Below are 15007 nucleotides of genomic sequence, written 5' to 3'. Positions count from 1 at the left end.
GTCAGATGTCCTTGCCGTTCCGGCGCGAGACCCGGACCTTCTTGCCGTCCTCGCCGATGCGGTAGCCCACCCGGGTCGGCTTGCCGTCCGAGTCCACGACCATCACGTTCGAGACGTGGATGGGCGCTTCCTGGGTCACGATGCCGCCGGACTGCGCGCCGCGCTGGGTCTGGGTGATCCGGGTGTGCTTCTTGATCCGGTTGACACCCTCGACCAGAACGCGCTCGCGGTCCGGGTAGGCCTGGATGACCTTGCCCTTGGCGCCCTTGTCCTTGCCGGCGATAACGACGACCGTGTCGCCCTTCTTCACCTTCATCACAGCACCTCCGGCGCGAGCGAAATGATCTTCATGAACTTTCGGTCGCGCAGCTCGCGGCCCACCGGGCCGAAGATGCGGGTGCCCCGGGGCTCGTTGTCGTTCTTGATGAGCACGGCGGCGTTCTCGTCGAACCGGATGTAGGAACCGTCCGGACGACGGCGCTCCTTCACCGTGCGGACGATGACAGCCTTGACGACATCGCCCTTCTTCACCCCGGCGGCCGGGATGGCGTCCTTCACGGTGGCGACGATGATGTCGCCGATGCCGGCGTAGCGCCGCCCGGAGCCGCCGAGCACGCGGATGCAAAGAATTTCCTTCGCACCGGTGTTGTCGGCAACCCGAAGCCGCGACTCCTGCTGGATCACGTCAACTCCTGTATGTCGCGCTGGTTCTCGCCTGCCGGCGAGCCTTGCGGAACCAAGGACTCCGAGGAGCCCTGCTTACTTGGCCTTCTCCACGACCTGCACCAGACGCCAGCGCTTGGTCGCCGACAGCGGCCGGGTCTCCATCAGGGTGACCCGGTCGCCCACGCCCGCCTCGTTGTTCTCGTCGTGCACCTTCACCTTGGAGGTGGTGCGGACGACCTTCGAGTAGCGCGGGTGCTTCTTGCGGTCTTCGAGCTCGACCACGATCGTCTTGTCCATCTTGTCCGAGACGACGTAACCCTCGCGGACCTTGCGGTAGTTCCGGACGGTCTTCTCGGTGGCTGCCTCGCTCATGCGGCACCTTCACTTTCGGCGTCGGGAGCCACGGACAGCCCGAGCTCGCGCTCGCGCATGACCGTGTAGATCCGCGCGATGTCCGTGCGGACGGTGCGCAGCCGACGGTTGTTGTCCAGCTGCCCGGTCGCCATCTGGAAGCGGAGGTTGAAAAGCTCCTCCTTGTATTCCTTCAGACGCAGCACGAGCTCTTCGGCGGTGAGCTCACGCAGCTCGGATGCCTGTGCGGCTCCGTTAGCCATCAGAACTCACCTTCCCGGGTCACGATGCGGCACTTCATGGGCAGCTTGTGGATCGCGCGGCGGAGCGCCTCGCGGGCGGTCTCCTCGTTCGGGAAGCTGATCTCGAACATCACGCGGCCCGGCTTCACGTTGGCGATCCACCACTCGGGCGAACCCTTGCCGGAACCCATGCGGGTTTCCGCCGGCTTCTTGGTCAGCGGGCGGTCCGGGTAGATCGTGGTCCACACCTTGCCGCCACGCTTGATGTGACGGGTCATGGCGATACGAGCGGACTCGATCTGCCGGTTCGTCACGTAGCTGTGCTCAAGCGCCTGGATGCCGTACTCGCCGAAGTTGACCTTGGTACCGCCCTTGGCGGCGCCGTGGCGCTTCGGGGAGTGCTGCTTGCGGTGCTTGACCCTGCGCGGGATGAGCACGTCTCAGCCCTCCGTCTTTTCTGCGGTCTCGGTGGCCGGGGCCGCCTCGGTCGCGTTGTCGCTCTTCGCAGCGGCGGCGGCGCGTCCGGCCTCGGTCGAGGTCGGGGTCGTGCCCGACGAACCGGAACGACGCGGCCGGGACGGCCGGTCGCCGCGGTCGCGGCGCGGCGCGCGGTCCGCTGCCGACGCGGCGGCGTCGCGCTCGGCGCGCGCCTTCAGCCCGCCGACCAGCTCGCCCTTGTAGATCCACACCTTCACGCCGATGCGGCCGAACGTCGTCTTGGCCTCGAAGAAGCCGTAGTCGATGTCAGCGCGCAGCGTGTGCAGCGGGACCCGGCCGTCGCGGTAGTGCTCGGAACGGGACATCTCGGCGCCGCCGAGACGACCGCCGCACTGCACGCGGATGCCCTTGACCTGCGGCGAGCGCATGGAGGTCTGGATCGCCTTGCGCATCGCGCGGCGGAACGCCACGCGGTTGCTCAGCTGCTCCGCGACGCCCTGGGCGACCAGCTGCGCGTCGGCCTCGGGGTTCTTCACCTCGAGGATGTTCAGCTGGACCTGCTTCTTGGTCAGCTTCTCCAGCGCGCCGCGGATCCGGTCGGCCTCCGCGCCGCGGCGGCCGATGACGATGCCCGGCCGGGCGGTGTGGATGTCGACGCGGACGCGGTCACGGGTGCGCTCGATCTCGACCTTGGAGATGCCGGCGCGCTCCATGCCGGTGGAGAGCAGCTTGCGGATCTTGACGTCCTCGGCCACGTACTCCGCGTACTGCTTGTCGGCGTACCAGCGCGACTTCCAGTCAGTGGTGATACCCAGGCGGAAGCCGTGCGGGTTGATCTTCTGGCCCACTACCGGCCACCTGCCTTCTTGTTGCTCTTCTTCTCCGCAGGCCGCGACTCGACCACCACGGTGATGTGGCTGGTGCGCTTGCGGATCCGGTACGCACGGCCCTGGGCACGCGGACGGATGCGCTTGAGGGTCGGGCCCTCGTCGGCGGTCGCGGACTTGATCCAGAGCGTCTCCGGGTCCAGCTGGAGGTTGTTCTCGGCGTTGGCCGCCGCGCTGGCGATGACCTTCGCGAGCGGCGTGCTGGCCGCCTGCGGCGCGAACCGGAGCACGGCCAAGGCCTCGCTGACGCTACGACCCTTGACGAGCTCGATCACCCGGCGCACCTTCATCGGCGCGTCCCGGACGAAACGAGCCCGCGCGACGGCCGTGGGCAGCTCTTCTGCCGTGGCCGTGGCGTTTGACTGGGCGTTCATCTGCTTCCCTTAACTTTCTCTGGCCCGCTCAGCGGCGGCGCGACTTGCGGTCGTCCTTGATGTGGCCCTTGAAGGTCCGCGTCGGGGCGAACTCGCCCAGCTTGTGACCCACCATCGCCTCGGTGACGAACACCGGGACGTGCTTGCGGCCGTCGTGCACCGCGATCGTGTGTCCCAGGAAGTCCGGGATGATCGTGGAGCGCCGCGACCAAGTCTTGATCACGGTCTTCTTGCCCGATTCGTTCAGCGCGTCCACCTTCTTGAGCAGGTGGTCGTCCACGAACGGGCCCTTCTTAAGGCTGCGTGGCATGTGCTTCTACCTCCCTGCTCAGCGCTTCTTGCCGGTGCGCCGGCGGCGGACGATCAGTTTGTCGGACGGCTTGCTCTTGCGGGTGCGGCCTTCGGGCTTGCCGTTCGGGTTCACCGGGTGACGGCCACCGGAGGTCTTGCCCTCGCCACCGCCGTGCGGGTGGTCGACCGGGTTCATCACGACACCGCGGACGGTCGGGCGCTTGCCGCGCCAGCGGTTGCGGCCCGCCTTGCCCCAGTTGATGTTCGAGTGCTCCGAGTTGCCGACCTCGCCGACGGTCGCGCGGTTGCGCACGTCCACGTTGCGGATCTCGCCCGAGGGGAGACGCAGCTGGGCGTAAGGACCGTCCTTGGCGACGAGCTGCACGCGGGCGCCGGCGGACCGGGCCATCTTCGCGCCGCCGCCGGGGCGGAGCTCGATCGCGTGGATCACGGTGCCGACCGGGATGTTGCGCAGCGGCAGGTTGTTGCCCGGCTTGATGTCGGCCCGGGGGCCGTTCTCGACCGTGTCGCCCTGCTTCAGCTTGTCCGGCGCGATGATGTAGCGCTTCTCGCCGTCGGCGTAGTGCAGCAGCGCGATGCGCGCGGTGCGGTTGGGGTCGTACTCGATGTGCGCGACCTTGGCCGGCACGCCGTCCTTGTCGTGGCGACGGAAGTCGATCACGCGGTAGGCGCGCTTGTGGCCACCGCCCTTGTGCCGGGTGGTGATCTTGCCCGAAGCGTTGCGGCCGCCGGTCTTGCTCAGCGGACGCAGCAGCGACTTCTCCGGCGTGGACCGGGTGATCTCGGCGAAGTCCGAGACGCTCGAACCGCGACGACCCGGGGTCGTCGGCTTGTACTTGCGGATGCCCATACTCAGCTCAGTCCTTTACGCGGTGGGTCCGCCGAAGATCTCGATCGCCTTGCTTTCCGGCGAAAGAGTCACGATGGCGCGCTTGGTGTCCTTGCGCTTGCCGAAGCCGGTACGAGTCCGCTTCCGCTTGCCCTGGCGGTTGGCCGTGTTGACGCTGACGACCTTCACGCCGAACACCTTCTCGACCGCGATCTTGATCTGGGTCTTGTTGGCGTCCGGACGGACGATGAACGTGTACTTGTGGTCCTCGAGCAGCCCGTAGGACTTCTCGGAGATCACCGGCGCGAGCAGGATGTCGCGGGGGTCCGGGATGGCGACCGAGCTCACTTCTCGTCACTCCCTTCCGAAACCTCGCTCGAACGCGCGAGGGCCTTGACGACCTTCCCGCGGACGGGACCTGCCACGAACGCGTCGTAGGCGGCCTTGGTGAACACGACGTCGTCGTTGACCAGGACGTCGTAGGTGTTGAGCTGGTCAGCCCAGATCAGGTGCACGTACGGCAGGTTCCGCGCGGACACCCAGGCGAGCTCCTCGTCGCGGTGCAGGACCACGAGAACGCGCTTGGCCTGGGTCGCGGCGGCGATCGCCGTCTTGGCGGCCTTGGTCGACGGCTTCTCGCCGGTGACCAGTTCCGTCACGACGTGCAGCTGGCCGGCGCGAGCCCGGTCGGAGAGGGCGCCACGCAGGGCGGCGGCCTTCATCTTCTTCGGGGTGCGCTGGGTGTAGTCGCGCGGCGTGGGGCCGTGCACGACGCCACCGCCGGCGAACTGCGGCGCGCGGGTCGAACCCTGGCGGGCGCGACCGGTGCCCTTCTGCCGGTACGGCTTCTTGCCGCCACCGGAGACCTCACCGCGGGTCTTCGTGTCGTGCGTGCCCTGGCGCGCGGCGGCCAGCTGGCCCACCACGACCTGGTGCATCAGCGCGACGTTGGCCTGCACGTCGAAGATCTCCCCGGGGAGCTCGACGGTGCCGTCGGCTTTACCGGCCGGGGTCTTCAGCTCGACGCTCGTCATCGTCAGTTACCACCCTTCGCGGCGCTGCGCACGAACAGCAGGCCGCCCTTGGGACCGGGCACCGCGCCCTTGATCAGCAGCAGGCCGTCCTCGGCACGCACCGCGTGCACGGTCAGGCCCTGCGTGGTGACCCGGTCGCTACCCATCCGGCCCGCCATCCGCAGGCCCTTGAACACGCGGCCCGGCGTGGCGCAGCCGCCGATGGAACCCGGCTTGCGGTGCACGGCCTGCGCACCGTGGCTCGCGCCCTGGCCCTTGAAGCCGTGGCGCTTCATGACACCGGCGTAGCCCTTGCCCTTGCTGGTACCGGTCACGTCGACCGTGGTGCCGGCCTCGAACACCTCGGCGGTGATCTCCTGGCCGACCTCGTAGGTCTCGGCGTCGGTGGTGCGCAGCTCGGCGAGGTGCCGGCGCGGCGTCACGCCCGCCTTGTCGAAGTGGCCGGTGCGCGGCTTGTTCACCTTGCGCGGGTCGACCGCGCCGAACGCCAGCTGCACGGCCGCGTAGCCGTCTTTGTCGGTGGTCCGGACCTGGGTCACCACGTTCGGACCGGCCTTGACGACAGTGACCGGGACGACCCGGTTCTGTTCGTCGAAGACCTGGGTCATGCCGAGCTTGGTGCCCAGGATGCCCTTCATTTGCCTGTCAGACATGAGTTCTTATCTCCGCCGCTCGCCCAACGCTTACTGGATGTTGACGTCGACGCTCGCCGGGAGGTCGATGCGCATGAGCGCGTCCACCGTCTTCGGCGTCGGGTCGAGGATGTCGATCAGACGCTTGTGCGTGCGCATCTCGAAGTGCTCGCGCGAGTCCTTGTACTTGTGCGGCGAGCGGATGACGCAGTAAACGTTCTTCTCGGTAGGCAGCGGCACCGGCCCGACAACACGGGCGCCGGTGCGCGTGACCGTTTCCACGATCTTGCGCGCCGAGGTGTCGATCGCCTCGTGGTCGTAGGCCTTGAGCCGGATGCGGATCTTCTGTCCCGCCATGGTGGCTGCGTTCCTTGTCGTCTCGTGCCGCTTTGTCTCGTCAACCTGGGCCGGAACCCGGGTTTCAGCAGTTCAACGGCCCTGTCCCCGGTCCACGCGGTCGGGCGTGTCGCGCCCGCCGCACAGACGGATCCCTAAGGATCGTCGTCTTGCCTGGTCTTCCTCTACGTGAGGAGGCCGCGGGCCGCCCCGGAGGTCGTCCCTACTGGCCTTTGCCCGCTAGCCTCACCCGAAGGAAGAGCTCCACGGACCGTGGCCACTCGCGCCAGGGCGGCCGGAACCCAGTCGATTGAAAACCGAGAAGGATTCGGCCGCCCCAGGACGAGCAACCTGAATAGTGTCGCACACGTGAGTTGACGCCCTGAACTCGGGGGTGTATTGACCCGAATTCAGGGCGCCGACGTCACTTGATGATCTTGGTAACCTGGCCCGCGCCGACGGTCCGGCCACCCTCGCGGATGGCGAAGCGCAGACCCTCGTCCATGGCGACCGGCTGGATCAGCACGACGCTGATGTCCGTGTTGTCGCCCGGCATGACCATCTCGGTGCCCTCGGGGAGGGTCACGACGCCGGTCACGTCCGTGGTGCGGAAGTAGAACTGCGGGCGGTAGTTGTTGAAGAACGGGGTGTGCCGGCCGCCCTCGTCCTTGGACAGGATGTAGACCCGGCCCTCGAACTCGGTGTGCGGGGTGGTGGTGCCCGGCTTCACGACGACCTGGCCGCGCTCGACGTCCTCGCGCTTGATGCCGCGGAGCAGGAGGCCGACGTTGTCGCCCGCCTGGCCCGAGTCGAGCAGCTTGCGGAACATCTCGACACCGGTGACGGTGGTCTTGGTCGACTTCTCGCGGATGCCGACGATCTCGACCTCTTCGTTCACGTTGACCTGGCCGCGCTCCACGCGACCGGTCACGACGGTGCCGCGACCGGTGATGGTGAAGACGTCCTCGATCGGCATCAGGAACGGCTTCTCGAGGTCACGCACCGGGTCCGGAACGTTGTCGTCGACGGCGTGCATCAGCTCGAGCACGGCGTCGGCCCACTTCTGGTCGCCCTCGAGGGCCTTGAGGCCGGACACGCGCACGACCGGCGCGTCGTCGCCCGGGAACTCCTGCGAGGACAGCAGCTCGCGGACCTCCAGCTCGACGAGCTCGAGGATCTCCTCGTCGTCGACCATGTCGGCCTTGTTCAGCGCCACCACGATGTAGGGCACGCCGACCTGGCGGGCCAGCAGCACGTGCTCGCGGGTCTGCGGCATCGGGCCGTCGGTCGCCGCGACCACCAGGATCGCGCCGTCCATCTGGGCGGCGCCGGTGATCATGTTCTTGATGTAGTCAGCGTGACCCGGGGCGTCCACGTGCGCGTAGTGACGCTTCTCGGTCTGGTACTCGACGTGCGAGATGTTGATCGTGATGCCGCGCTGCTTCTCTTCCGGCGCGTTGTCGATCTGGTCGAACGCACGGGCCTCGTTCAGCTCCGGGTACGCGTCGTGCAGAACCTTGGTGATCGCCGCGGTCAGCGTGGTCTTGCCGTGGTCGACGTGACCGATGGTGCCGATGTTGACGTGCGGCTTGCTCCGCTCGAACTTCGCCTTCGCCACTGGAATGTCCTCCTGGACTGGATTTGCTTTGTGCTCGCGGGGCAGCGTGGCTGCCGCCCCGCGAATGTTCCTTCGTCGTTGCTGCGGACGTTCAGGAGAGTCCCTTAATGCCCGCGAGCGGAGGGGATTACTCCCCCGTCGCCTTCGCGATGATTTCCTTCGCGACGTTCGCGGGAACCTCGGCGTAGGAGTCGAACACCATGGAGTAGTTCGCCCGGCCCTGGGTACGGGACCGCAGGTCGCCGACGTAGCCGAACATCTCCGACAGCGGGACCAGTGCCTTGACGACACGGGTACCGGCGCGCTCCTCCATGGCCTGGATCTGGCCACGGCGGGAGTTGAGGTCGCCGATCACGTCACCCATGTAGTCCTCGGGAGTCGTGACCTCGACGGCCATCATCGGCTCGAGGATGACCGGGCCGGCCTTCTTCGCGGCTTCCTTCATCGCCATGGAACCGGCGATCTTGAACGCCATTTCGGAAGAGTCGACCTCGTGGTACGCGCCATCCAACAAGGTGAACTTCAACCCGACGAGCGGGTAGCCGGCCAGCACGCCGTACTGCATCGCGTCCTGGGCGCCCGCGTCGACCGACGGGATGTACTCCCGCGGCACGCGGCCACCGGTCACCTTGTTGTCGAACTCGTAGAGAGCACCGTCGGTGCGCTCGAGCGGCTCCAGCTTCACGATGACCTTCGCGAACTGGCCGGAACCACCGGTCTGCTTCTTGTGGACGTAGTCGAGCTTGTCCACGGTCTTCTTGATGGTCTCGCGGTAGGCGACCTGCGGCTTGCCGATGTTCGCCTCGACCTTGTAGTCGGACTTCATCCGGTTGACGAGCACCTCGAGGTGGAGCTCGCCCATGCCGGCGATGATCGTCTGACCGGTCTCCTCGTCCAGGTTGACCTGGAACGTGGGGTCCTCCTCGGCGAGCTTCTGGATCGCCAGGGAGAGCTTTTCCTGGTCGGCCTTCGTCTTCGGCTCGATGGCCACCTTGATGACCGGGTCCGGGAAGGTCATCGACTCGAGGACGACCGGGTTCTGCGGGTCCGCGAGGGTGTCGCCGGTCGTGGTGTCCTTCAGGCCGATGACCGCGTAGATGTGGCCGGCCAGGGCCTCGTCGACCGGGTTCTCCTTGTTGGAGTGCATCTGGAAGATCTTCCCGATGCGCTCCTTGCGCTCCTTGGTCGCGTTGACGACCTGCGCTCCGGCGGCGACCTTGCCCGAGTAGACCCGGATGTAGGTCAGCTTGCCGAAGAACGGGTGCGCGGCGATCTTGAACGCGAGCGCGGAGAACGGCTCCTCGGTCGTCGCGTGCCGGGTGACCGGGGTCTCGCCGTCCGGCAGCAGGCCCTCGACCGGCGGCACGTCCAGCGGGGACGGCAGGTAGTCGATGACCGCGTCCAGCATCGGCTGCACGCCCTTGTTCTTGAACGCGGAGCCGGCCAGGACCGGGAACGCCTCGCGGGTGACGACGAGGTGGCGGATGCCGTTCTTGATCTCGTCCTCGGACAGCTCTTCGCCCTCGAGGAACTTCTCCATCAGCGCGTCGTCGGTCTCCGAGACGGCCTCGATCAGCTTCTCGCGGTACTCGGCCGCGCGGTCGGCCAGCTCGGCCGGGATGTCCTCGACGGCGTAGTCCTCGCCCTTCTTGACCTCGCCGCGCCAGACCAGGGCCTTCATCCGGACCAGGTCGATGACGCCCTCGAAGTCGTTCTCCGCGCCGATCGGCAGCTGGATGGCCAGCGGCCGGACGCCGAGACGGTCCTCGATGGTCTTCAGGGTGTAGTAGAAGTCCGCGCCCAGCTTGTCCATCTTGTTGACGAAGCAGATGCGCGGGACGTCGTACTTGTCCGCCTGCCTCCAGACCTGCTCGGACTGCGGCTCGACGCCTTCCTTGCCGTCGAAGACGGCGACCGCGCCGTCGAGCACCCGCAGGTTGCGCTCCACCTCGACGGTGAAGTCGACGTGCCCGGGGGTGTCGATCAGGTTGATCTGGTAGTCGTTCCAGAAGGTGGTGGTCGCAGCCGAGGTGATGGTGATGCCCCGCTTCTGCTCCTCCTCCATCCAGTCCATCGTGGCGGCGCCGTCGTGGACTTCGCCGAGCTTGTAGTTGATCCCGGTGTAGAACAGGATCCGCTCGGTGGTGGTGGTCTTACCGGCGTCGATGTGCGCCATGATGCCGATGTTGCGGACCTTGTTGAGGTCGGTCAGCACTTCACGTGCCACGAGAATGTTCCCCTGTCTCGAACGTGGGGCCCGGCATGGCTTCTATCGGCAGCCGGGCGGTCATCACCAGCGGTAGTGCGCGAAGGCCTTGTTGGACTCGGCCATCTTGTGCGTGTCTTCGCGGCGCTTGACGCTGGCGCCAAGGCCGTTGCTCGCGTCCAGAAGCTCGTTCTGCAGACGCTCGATCATCGTCTTCTCGCGGCGCTGCTGCGAGAAGGAGACCAGCCAGCGCAGGGCCAGCGTGGTGGAGCGGCCGGGCTTGACCTCGATCGGCACCTGGTAGGTGGCGCCGCCGACGCGTCGGCTCTTCACCTCGATGGTGGGCTTCACGTTGTCGAGCGCGCGCTTCAGCGTGACGACCGGGTCGGTGCCGGTCTTCTCGCGAGCGCCTTCGAGAGCGCCGTAGACAATGCGCTCGGCCAGGGACCGCTTGCCGTCCTTCAGCACCTTGTTCACCAGCTGGGTGACCAGCGGGGAGGCGTAGACGGGGTCGGAGATCAGCGGCCGCTTCGGCGCCGGACCCTTGCGAGGCATTAGCTCTTCTCCTTCTTCGCGCCGTAACGGCTGCGCGCCTGCTTCCGGTTCTTCACACCCTGGGTGTCGAGCGAACCGCGGATGATCTTGTACCGAACACCCGGCAGGTCCTTCACACGACCGCCGCGCACGAGCACCATCGAGTGCTCCTGGAGGTTGTGACCCTCACCGGGGATGTATGCGGTGACCTCGATGCCGCTGGTCAGCTTCACACGAGCAACCTTGCGCAGGGCCGAGTTCGGCTTCTTCGGGGTCGTGGTGTACACGCGGGTGCACACGCCACGACGCTGCGGGCTCCCCTTGAGGGCCGCGGTCTTCTGCTTGGCAGCCTTGTCCTGGCGGCCCTTGCGGACCAGCTGCTGGATCGTGGGCAATGGACCAGCTTCCTGTCGTGATCTTGCTTCTTCGTGTCTTCACCGGTCCCCGCGGTCGGGCGTGTCGGCCCGCGTCACGGTCTCGCGACCGGTAACTTCCCGGAGGGATTTTCCGTCGGAACCCCACGTGGCGAGGCCGGTGAACCGGGTGCAAAAGCACCCCGCTCATGCCCAACGGCACGCGGAGCGGCCCGACGCCTGCCGGGCACGGTCTCCAAAGATACCCGTCCACTCGCGGAGCGGTCCGGGCGGGGGGTCGCTACGGTCGCCGACCGGTCATCGTAACCCCAGATCGGGGCCTTGGGACGGCGCCGCGCGGGACTTCCCGGGATGCAGAACGCCACGCGCCGGGACGCTATTCCCGGAGGAGTTGCCGCGGTCAGAGCGCCCTCCGGTTCGGATGCCGGGACGGGACGACCACGGGATGGACCCGCGGCGGGCGCCGTCCGCCGGAATAGTCCGGCCGGGCGCGCGGGGGGCGTCAAAAACGCGAGAGAAATTCGTCGGCGGCAAGAAGAAGAGCCGCTGGGAGCTCCACAATGGAGCGGGTCCCGGGGTGACGATCGCCTCACCGGGACGGGACCGCGGAACCGGCCCGGCGGCGTGCACCCGCCGGGCCGGGCCGGGGTCAGTCCTCGTCGGGCTTCGCGTGGTCGGGCTTGCCCGGGTTGGGGTCGCGCGACAGATCGATCAGCGGGTGCACTCCGGCCCCCTCCGGCGCGGCATGGCTGCCGCCGGTCTTCTTGTCCCCCGGCTGGTCGACGTTCTGGCTGCCGTCCATGTCGCCTCCTCGTTCGGTTCCCCTGCCGTTCTGCACGGTACCTGCCGGGGAAATCGGTGGACGGCCTCCCCAAGATGAGAGACGTGGACTGGAAGATCGGCGAAATCGCGCCCGGACAACCCGAGGCCGCGGCGATTCTGCGCGAGTACCTGGACGAGGTCGCGTCGCGGTATTACGGCCGCCCGGCCACGCGCGCCGAGGTGGACGAAGCGCTGGCCGACGAGCCCAGCGACGACCTCGTCCCGCCGACCGGGGCTTTCCTGATGGCCTACCGGGACGGGAAGCCCGCCGGCTGTGTCGGGGTTCGGATGGTCGAGCCGGGGCTGAGCGCGTTGACGAAGGTCTACATCCGCCCGGAGCATCGCGGGCACGGCGGCGGGAAGCTGATCGTCACGGCGGCCGAGGAAGCGGCGAAGCGGCTGGGCTCGTCCCGGATGCGGCTGGACACCCGGGACGATCTGGTCGAAGCACGCGCGCTGTATGCGTCGATGGGCTACACGGAGGTCGAGGCGTTCAACGACGACCAGTACGCCGAACACTGGTTCTCCAAGAACCTCAGCTGAGCCGTCCCGCGCAGCTCGCGACCTCGCCGTCGGCGGCTTTCGCGGACCGGGCCAGCACGCCGTTCACCGAAATCCGGCATTCGACCGGGCCGCTCGACTGGCCCATCAGCTGCACGGTCGGCGCGACGGCCGTCTTCGGCCAGGTCAGGGTCTTGCTCCAGGGCAGGGGCACGGACAGTTCCTGGTGCACCAGGCCGAGGCCGTTGTCGTCGTAAACCACGGTGGCGGTGCCGGAACCCGCGAGTTCGTAGGTGATCTGCCAGCTGGACGGAGCGGGCGCGACCGACGCGGTGGACGTCGTCGGGGCCAGGGTGCGGGTGATCGTGCGGTCCGGGGCGCGCGGCGGCACGCCGGCGGTCGGCGCGGAGACGGCGGCCGGGGCGGGCGCGGGGTCGTCGCCGGCGCCGAGGATCACGACGGTCGCGGCGACGGCGGCCACCGCGATGCCGGCGATCGCGAGCCGGCCGATCAGCTGTCTGTCCATGTTCCTTCTTTCGGGACCTCGCCCGGGCCGCCGGCGGTTCCCGGGGACGAGGGGAACCGCCGGCGGAGCCGGGTCAGCCGGGCAGGATCCGGCCGGGGACGCCGTTCAGCGACTGGATCAGGCCCAGCACGGGCACGCCCAGCGGCGCGAACGTCCAGATGTTGTTCAAGTTCGACGTGTCCGGCTCGTCGACGACCGTGACGCCGGGCTGGTCCTGCGTGGCGGCCAGCGCGGGAGCCGCGGCGCCGAGCACCGAGGCCCCGGCGAGCGCGGTGGCGGCGACGGCGCGGACGACTGTCTTCTTCATGGCTTTCTCCTTCAGTGCTCGGGAAACGGCTCAGGAAACGGCGGTCACGAGGTTGAACACCGGCGCGAGGAGCTGGGCCGGGGCCTGGGTGGTCGGGCCGAGGAGGCTGCCCGCGTCGAGACCGGGGACGACCCAGACCGACGGGTTGCCGCCGGTCGGCGCGCCGGGGAGTCCGGGCAGGCCCGGCAGCGAGGGCAGGCCGCCGGTCGGCAGCGACGGAAGGCCACCCGTCGGAAGGGAGGGGAGCCCGCCGGTCGGCAGCGAGGGCAGTCCCGCGGCGGGCGTGCCGGGGGCGGCGGGGGTAGCGGCGTCAGCCACTCCCCCGGCGAATCCGGCGAACGCCCCGGCCGCGGCGAGCGGCAGCAGGATCCGGACGGCAGTGCGTTTCATCAGGGGTTTCCTAATCGGTAGTAGGGATAGTTCTTCCGGCTCGTGACCGGGTCGGTTGGTGCTGGTCCGCCGGCGGGCGACGCCTGTGGGTTCCCGTCGTTCGACGACTTGTGAAAGAACGGCGCGTCCGCCGGTGGACTGGTGATCGTGGTGGTGGGATGTCGTGGCCCGAGTCCGCCGCAGGAGGTGACCTCTCGATGTGTTCCCGAGCTTCGAGCTCTTCGACAGAACGAGGACCCTGCGGTGTGCTGGAGTCACGAACGGCTACTGAGATGACGGACCGCCGAGTCCCGCGATTAGGGCGCTGCGTGACCCCGCCTGGACCCGTGAGCAGCAGCAACAGGAAAGGAAACGTGACGGTTTGACACTGTTCTGCGGCATCGACTGGGCCGAATCCCACCACGACGTCGCCATCATCGACGACACCGCAACCGTGATCGCCAAAGCCCGCATCGGCGACGACGCCACCGGGTTCGCCCGGCTGCTCGACCTGCTCGCCGAGGCCGGAGACACCGCCGACGCGCAGATCCCGGTCGGCATCGAAACCGACCACGGGCTGCTCGTCGCCGCGCTGCGCTCCACCGGCCGCACCATTTACGCGATCAACCCCCTCTCGGCATCGCGCTACCGGGCCCGGCACCAGGTGTCGGGCGCGAAGTCCGACGCCGCGGACGCCGCGCTGCTGGCCAACATCGTGCGCACCGACGCGGCCGCGCACCGACCGCTGCCGGCCGACACCGAACTGGCCCAAGCGGTGCGGGTGCTGGCACGAGCGCAACAGGACGCGGTCTGGGCCCGCCAGCAGCTGGGCAACCAGCTCCGGTCGCTGCTCAAGGAGTTCTACCCCGCGGCGCTGGAAGCGTTCGCCGGACAGCCCGAGGGCGGCCTGGCCCGCCGCGACGCCCGCACCGTCCTCGCCGCCGCCCCGACACCCGCGCTCGCAGCGACACTGACCCGCGCCCGGCTGCGGACACTGCTGACCAAGGCCGGACGCCGCCGCAACGTCGATGCCGACGTCGACCGCCTCCACGGCGTGTTCCGGTCCGAGCGGCTGCGGCAACCGCCGATCGTGGAGAACGCGATGGGCATCCAGTTTTCGGCTCTGCTGAGCCAATTCGAGGCCGCCTGCGCCGCCTCCGACAGTCTGGCGGAGGCGGCACGGACACATTTTGAACAGCACCCGGACGCCACGATCATCACCAGCTTCCCCGGCCTCGGACTGCTGGCCGGCGCCCGGGTGCTCGCCGAAATCGGAGACGACCGCACCCGCTTCACCGATCCCCGCGGACTGAAGGCCTACGCCGGATCCGCACCGATCACCCGCGCCAGCGGCCGAAAAACCGTGGTCTCGCACCGCCACATCAAAAACCGCCGCCTCGCCGCAGTCGGACCCGTCTGGGCGCTCGCCTCGCTGCGAGCCAGCCCCGGCGCACGACGCCACTTCGACACCCGCCGCGCCGCCGGAGACTGGAACCACCAAGCCCAACGCCACCTGTTCAACAAATTCCTCGGACAACTCCACCACTGCCTGCAGACGGACCGCCTCTACGACGAACACCAAGCCTTCCCACCTCCTCCAGCCCACACGGCTTGACTTCTAACAACCTGAGATGTCTTTCTTCGGGGTT

General features: G+C 68.2%; 23 protein-coding genes. 2 read left to right on the top strand and 21 right to left on the bottom strand.

Annotation, left to right across the window (positions count from 1 at the left end; genetic code table 11):
* Window position 1: 1 nt before the first annotated feature.
* The 18 genes from rplX to SSMG_RS44585 form a co-directional block, all read right to left on the bottom strand.
* Entirely contained in the window at window positions 2-316 is a 315-nt protein-coding gene (gene rplX, locus SSMG_RS01955; RefSeq protein ID WP_009072317.1) for a 50S ribosomal protein L24, read from the bottom strand.
* A complete protein-coding gene (gene rplN / locus SSMG_RS01950; RefSeq protein ID WP_004558867.1) occupies window positions 316-684 on the bottom strand; it encodes a 50S ribosomal protein L14 in 369 nt (122 codons plus the stop codon). Before rplN ends, rplX begins: the two co-directional genes overlap by 1 nt.
* A 75-nt stretch (window positions 685-759) precedes the next feature.
* Window positions 760-1038, bottom strand: coding sequence for a 30S ribosomal protein S17 (rpsQ, locus tag SSMG_RS01945; RefSeq protein ID WP_009072315.1), 279 nt, complete (start codon window positions 1036-1038; stop codon window positions 760-762).
* Window positions 1035-1280 (bottom strand): 50S ribosomal protein L29, encoded by a 246-nt coding sequence (gene rpmC / locus SSMG_RS01940; RefSeq protein ID WP_009072314.1) that lies wholly within the window; start codon window positions 1278-1280, stop codon window positions 1035-1037. Before rpmC ends, rpsQ begins: the two co-directional genes overlap by 4 nt.
* Entirely contained in the window at window positions 1280-1696 is a 417-nt protein-coding gene (gene rplP, locus SSMG_RS01935) for a 50S ribosomal protein L16 (RefSeq protein ID WP_009072313.1), read from the bottom strand. The genes rpmC and rplP overlap by 1 nt, the downstream gene beginning before the upstream one ends.
* 3 nt (window positions 1697-1699) lie before the next feature.
* Window positions 1700-2545: a 30S ribosomal protein S3 gene (rpsC, locus tag SSMG_RS01930; RefSeq protein WP_009072311.1), complete on the bottom strand. Its 846-nt coding sequence runs from the start codon at window positions 2543-2545 to the stop codon at window positions 1700-1702.
* Window positions 2545-2958: a 50S ribosomal protein L22 gene (gene rplV, locus SSMG_RS01925; protein WP_009072309.1), complete on the bottom strand. Its 414-nt coding sequence runs from the start codon at window positions 2956-2958 to the stop codon at window positions 2545-2547. Before rplV ends, rpsC begins: the two co-directional genes overlap by 1 nt.
* A 28-nt stretch (window positions 2959-2986) precedes the next feature.
* The gene (gene rpsS / locus SSMG_RS01920; RefSeq protein ID WP_003102083.1) at window positions 2987-3268 is read right to left on the bottom strand and encodes a 30S ribosomal protein S19; all 282 of its coding nucleotides are present in this window, start codon (window positions 3266-3268) and stop codon (window positions 2987-2989) included.
* Between the two features lie 18 nt (window positions 3269-3286).
* Window positions 3287-4120, bottom strand: coding sequence for a 50S ribosomal protein L2 (gene rplB, locus SSMG_RS01915; protein WP_009072306.1), 834 nt, complete (start codon window positions 4118-4120; stop codon window positions 3287-3289).
* Between the two features lie 15 nt (window positions 4121-4135).
* Window positions 4136-4447 carry a 50S ribosomal protein L23 gene (gene rplW, locus SSMG_RS01910; protein ID WP_009072304.1) on the bottom strand — a complete coding sequence of 104 codons (312 nt, stop codon included), beginning with the start codon at window positions 4445-4447 and terminating at the stop codon, window positions 4136-4138.
* Window positions 4444-5133 (bottom strand): 50S ribosomal protein L4, encoded by a 690-nt coding sequence (gene rplD, locus SSMG_RS01905; protein ID WP_009072302.1) that lies wholly within the window; start codon window positions 5131-5133, stop codon window positions 4444-4446. Before rplD ends, rplW begins: the two co-directional genes overlap by 4 nt.
* Window positions 5134-5135: 2 nt before the next feature.
* Window positions 5136-5786 carry a 50S ribosomal protein L3 gene (rplC, locus tag SSMG_RS01900; protein WP_009072300.1) on the bottom strand — a complete coding sequence of 217 codons (651 nt, stop codon included), beginning with the start codon at window positions 5784-5786 and terminating at the stop codon, window positions 5136-5138.
* Window positions 5787-5816: 30 nt separating this feature from the next.
* A complete protein-coding gene (gene rpsJ, locus SSMG_RS01895; RefSeq protein ID WP_003102098.1) occupies window positions 5817-6122 on the bottom strand; it encodes a 30S ribosomal protein S10 in 306 nt (101 codons plus the stop codon).
* Window positions 6123-6525: 403 nt separating this feature from the next.
* On the bottom strand, window positions 6526-7719 hold the full coding sequence (tuf, locus tag SSMG_RS01890) for an elongation factor Tu (RefSeq protein WP_009072295.1): 1194 nt from the start codon (window positions 7717-7719) through the stop codon (window positions 6526-6528).
* Between the two features lie 127 nt (window positions 7720-7846).
* Entirely contained in the window at window positions 7847-9934 is a 2088-nt protein-coding gene (gene fusA, locus SSMG_RS01885) for an elongation factor G (protein ID WP_286157016.1), read from the bottom strand.
* A 75-nt stretch (window positions 9935-10009) separates the two neighbouring features.
* The gene (rpsG, locus tag SSMG_RS01880) at window positions 10010-10480 is read right to left on the bottom strand and encodes a 30S ribosomal protein S7 (protein WP_009072291.1); all 471 of its coding nucleotides are present in this window, start codon (window positions 10478-10480) and stop codon (window positions 10010-10012) included.
* Complete coding sequence (gene rpsL / locus SSMG_RS01875; RefSeq protein WP_003102113.1) at window positions 10480-10854, bottom strand: 30S ribosomal protein S12; 375 nt, start codon at window positions 10852-10854, stop codon at window positions 10480-10482. The genes rpsG and rpsL overlap by 1 nt, the downstream gene beginning before the upstream one ends.
* A gap of 628 nt (window positions 10855-11482) precedes the next feature.
* Complete coding sequence (locus SSMG_RS44585; protein WP_100266685.1) at window positions 11483-11635, bottom strand: hypothetical protein; 153 nt, start codon at window positions 11633-11635, stop codon at window positions 11483-11485.
* 83 nt (window positions 11636-11718) lie between these two features.
* Between SSMG_RS44585 and SSMG_RS01870 the strand changes: the two genes are divergently transcribed.
* Window positions 11719-12198: a GNAT family N-acetyltransferase gene (locus SSMG_RS01870; protein ID WP_286156926.1), complete on the top strand. Its 480-nt coding sequence runs from the start codon at window positions 11719-11721 to the stop codon at window positions 12196-12198.
* Here the strand turns inward: SSMG_RS01870 and SSMG_RS01865 are convergent.
* The 3 genes from SSMG_RS01865 to SSMG_RS44230 form a co-directional block, all read right to left on the bottom strand.
* The gene (locus SSMG_RS01865; RefSeq protein WP_009072280.1) at window positions 12191-12682 is read right to left on the bottom strand and encodes an MmpS family transport accessory protein; all 492 of its coding nucleotides are present in this window, start codon (window positions 12680-12682) and stop codon (window positions 12191-12193) included. The two genes, SSMG_RS01870 and SSMG_RS01865, sit on opposite strands and share 8 nt — an antisense overlap.
* Before the next feature lie 73 nt (window positions 12683-12755).
* Entirely contained in the window at window positions 12756-12989 is a 234-nt protein-coding gene (locus tag SSMG_RS01860) for a hypothetical protein (RefSeq protein WP_009072278.1), read from the bottom strand.
* Between the two features lie 30 nt (window positions 12990-13019).
* On the bottom strand, window positions 13020-13379 hold the full coding sequence (locus SSMG_RS44230; RefSeq protein WP_009072276.1) for a hypothetical protein: 360 nt from the start codon (window positions 13377-13379) through the stop codon (window positions 13020-13022).
* Window positions 13380-13740: 361 nt separating this feature from the next.
* On the opposite strand from SSMG_RS44230, the gene SSMG_RS01850 reads away from it, so the two are divergent.
* The gene (locus SSMG_RS01850) at window positions 13741-14973 is read left to right on the top strand and encodes an IS110 family transposase (protein WP_009072274.1); all 1233 of its coding nucleotides are present in this window, start codon (window positions 13741-13743) and stop codon (window positions 14971-14973) included.
* Window positions 14974-15007 lie beyond the last annotated feature (34 nt).

It is taken from the genome of Streptomyces sp. AA4 (assembly GCF_000158875.1).
Taxonomy (GTDB): domain Bacteria; phylum Actinomycetota; class Actinomycetes; order Mycobacteriales; family Pseudonocardiaceae; genus Amycolatopsis.
Note: the sequence above shows the minus strand (reverse complement) of the source record. Positions and strands in the feature narration are given on the sequence as shown.

Coding starts and splice junctions, on each gene's coding strand:
- rplX (WP_009072317.1), bottom strand. CDS start 316: ATGAAGGTGAAGAAGGGCGACACGGTCGTCGTTATCGCCGGCAAGGAC.
- rpsQ (WP_009072315.1), bottom strand. CDS start 1,038: ATGAGCGAGGCAGCCACCGAGAAGACCGTCCGGAACTACCGCAAGGTC.
- rpmC (WP_009072314.1), bottom strand. CDS start 1,280: ATGGCTAACGGAGCCGCACAGGCATCCGAGCTGCGTGAGCTCACCGCC.
- rplV (WP_009072309.1), bottom strand. CDS start 2,958: ATGAACGCCCAGTCAAACGCCACGGCCACGGCAGAAGAGCTGCCCACG.
- rpsS (WP_003102083.1), bottom strand. CDS start 3,268: ATGCCACGCAGCCTTAAGAAGGGCCCGTTCGTGGACGACCACCTGCTC.
- rplB (WP_009072306.1), bottom strand. CDS start 4,120: ATGGGCATCCGCAAGTACAAGCCGACGACCCCGGGTCGTCGCGGTTCG.
- rplD (WP_009072302.1), bottom strand. CDS start 5,133: ATGACGAGCGTCGAGCTGAAGACCCCGGCCGGTAAAGCCGACGGCACC.
- rplC (WP_009072300.1), bottom strand. CDS start 5,786: ATGTCTGACAGGCAAATGAAGGGCATCCTGGGCACCAAGCTCGGCATG.
- rpsJ (WP_003102098.1), bottom strand. CDS start 6,122: ATGGCGGGACAGAAGATCCGCATCCGGCTCAAGGCCTACGACCACGAG.
- rpsG (WP_009072291.1), bottom strand. CDS start 10,480: ATGCCTCGCAAGGGTCCGGCGCCGAAGCGGCCGCTGATCTCCGACCCC.
- SSMG_RS44585 (WP_100266685.1), bottom strand. CDS start 11,635: ATGGACGGCAGCCAGAACGTCGACCAGCCGGGGGACAAGAAGACCGGC.
- SSMG_RS01865 (WP_009072280.1), bottom strand. CDS start 12,682: ATGGACAGACAGCTGATCGGCCGGCTCGCGATCGCCGGCATCGCGGTG.
- SSMG_RS01860 (WP_009072278.1), bottom strand. CDS start 12,989: ATGAAGAAGACAGTCGTCCGCGCCGTCGCCGCCACCGCGCTCGCCGGG.
- SSMG_RS44230 (WP_009072276.1), bottom strand. CDS start 13,379: ATGAAACGCACTGCCGTCCGGATCCTGCTGCCGCTCGCCGCGGCCGGG.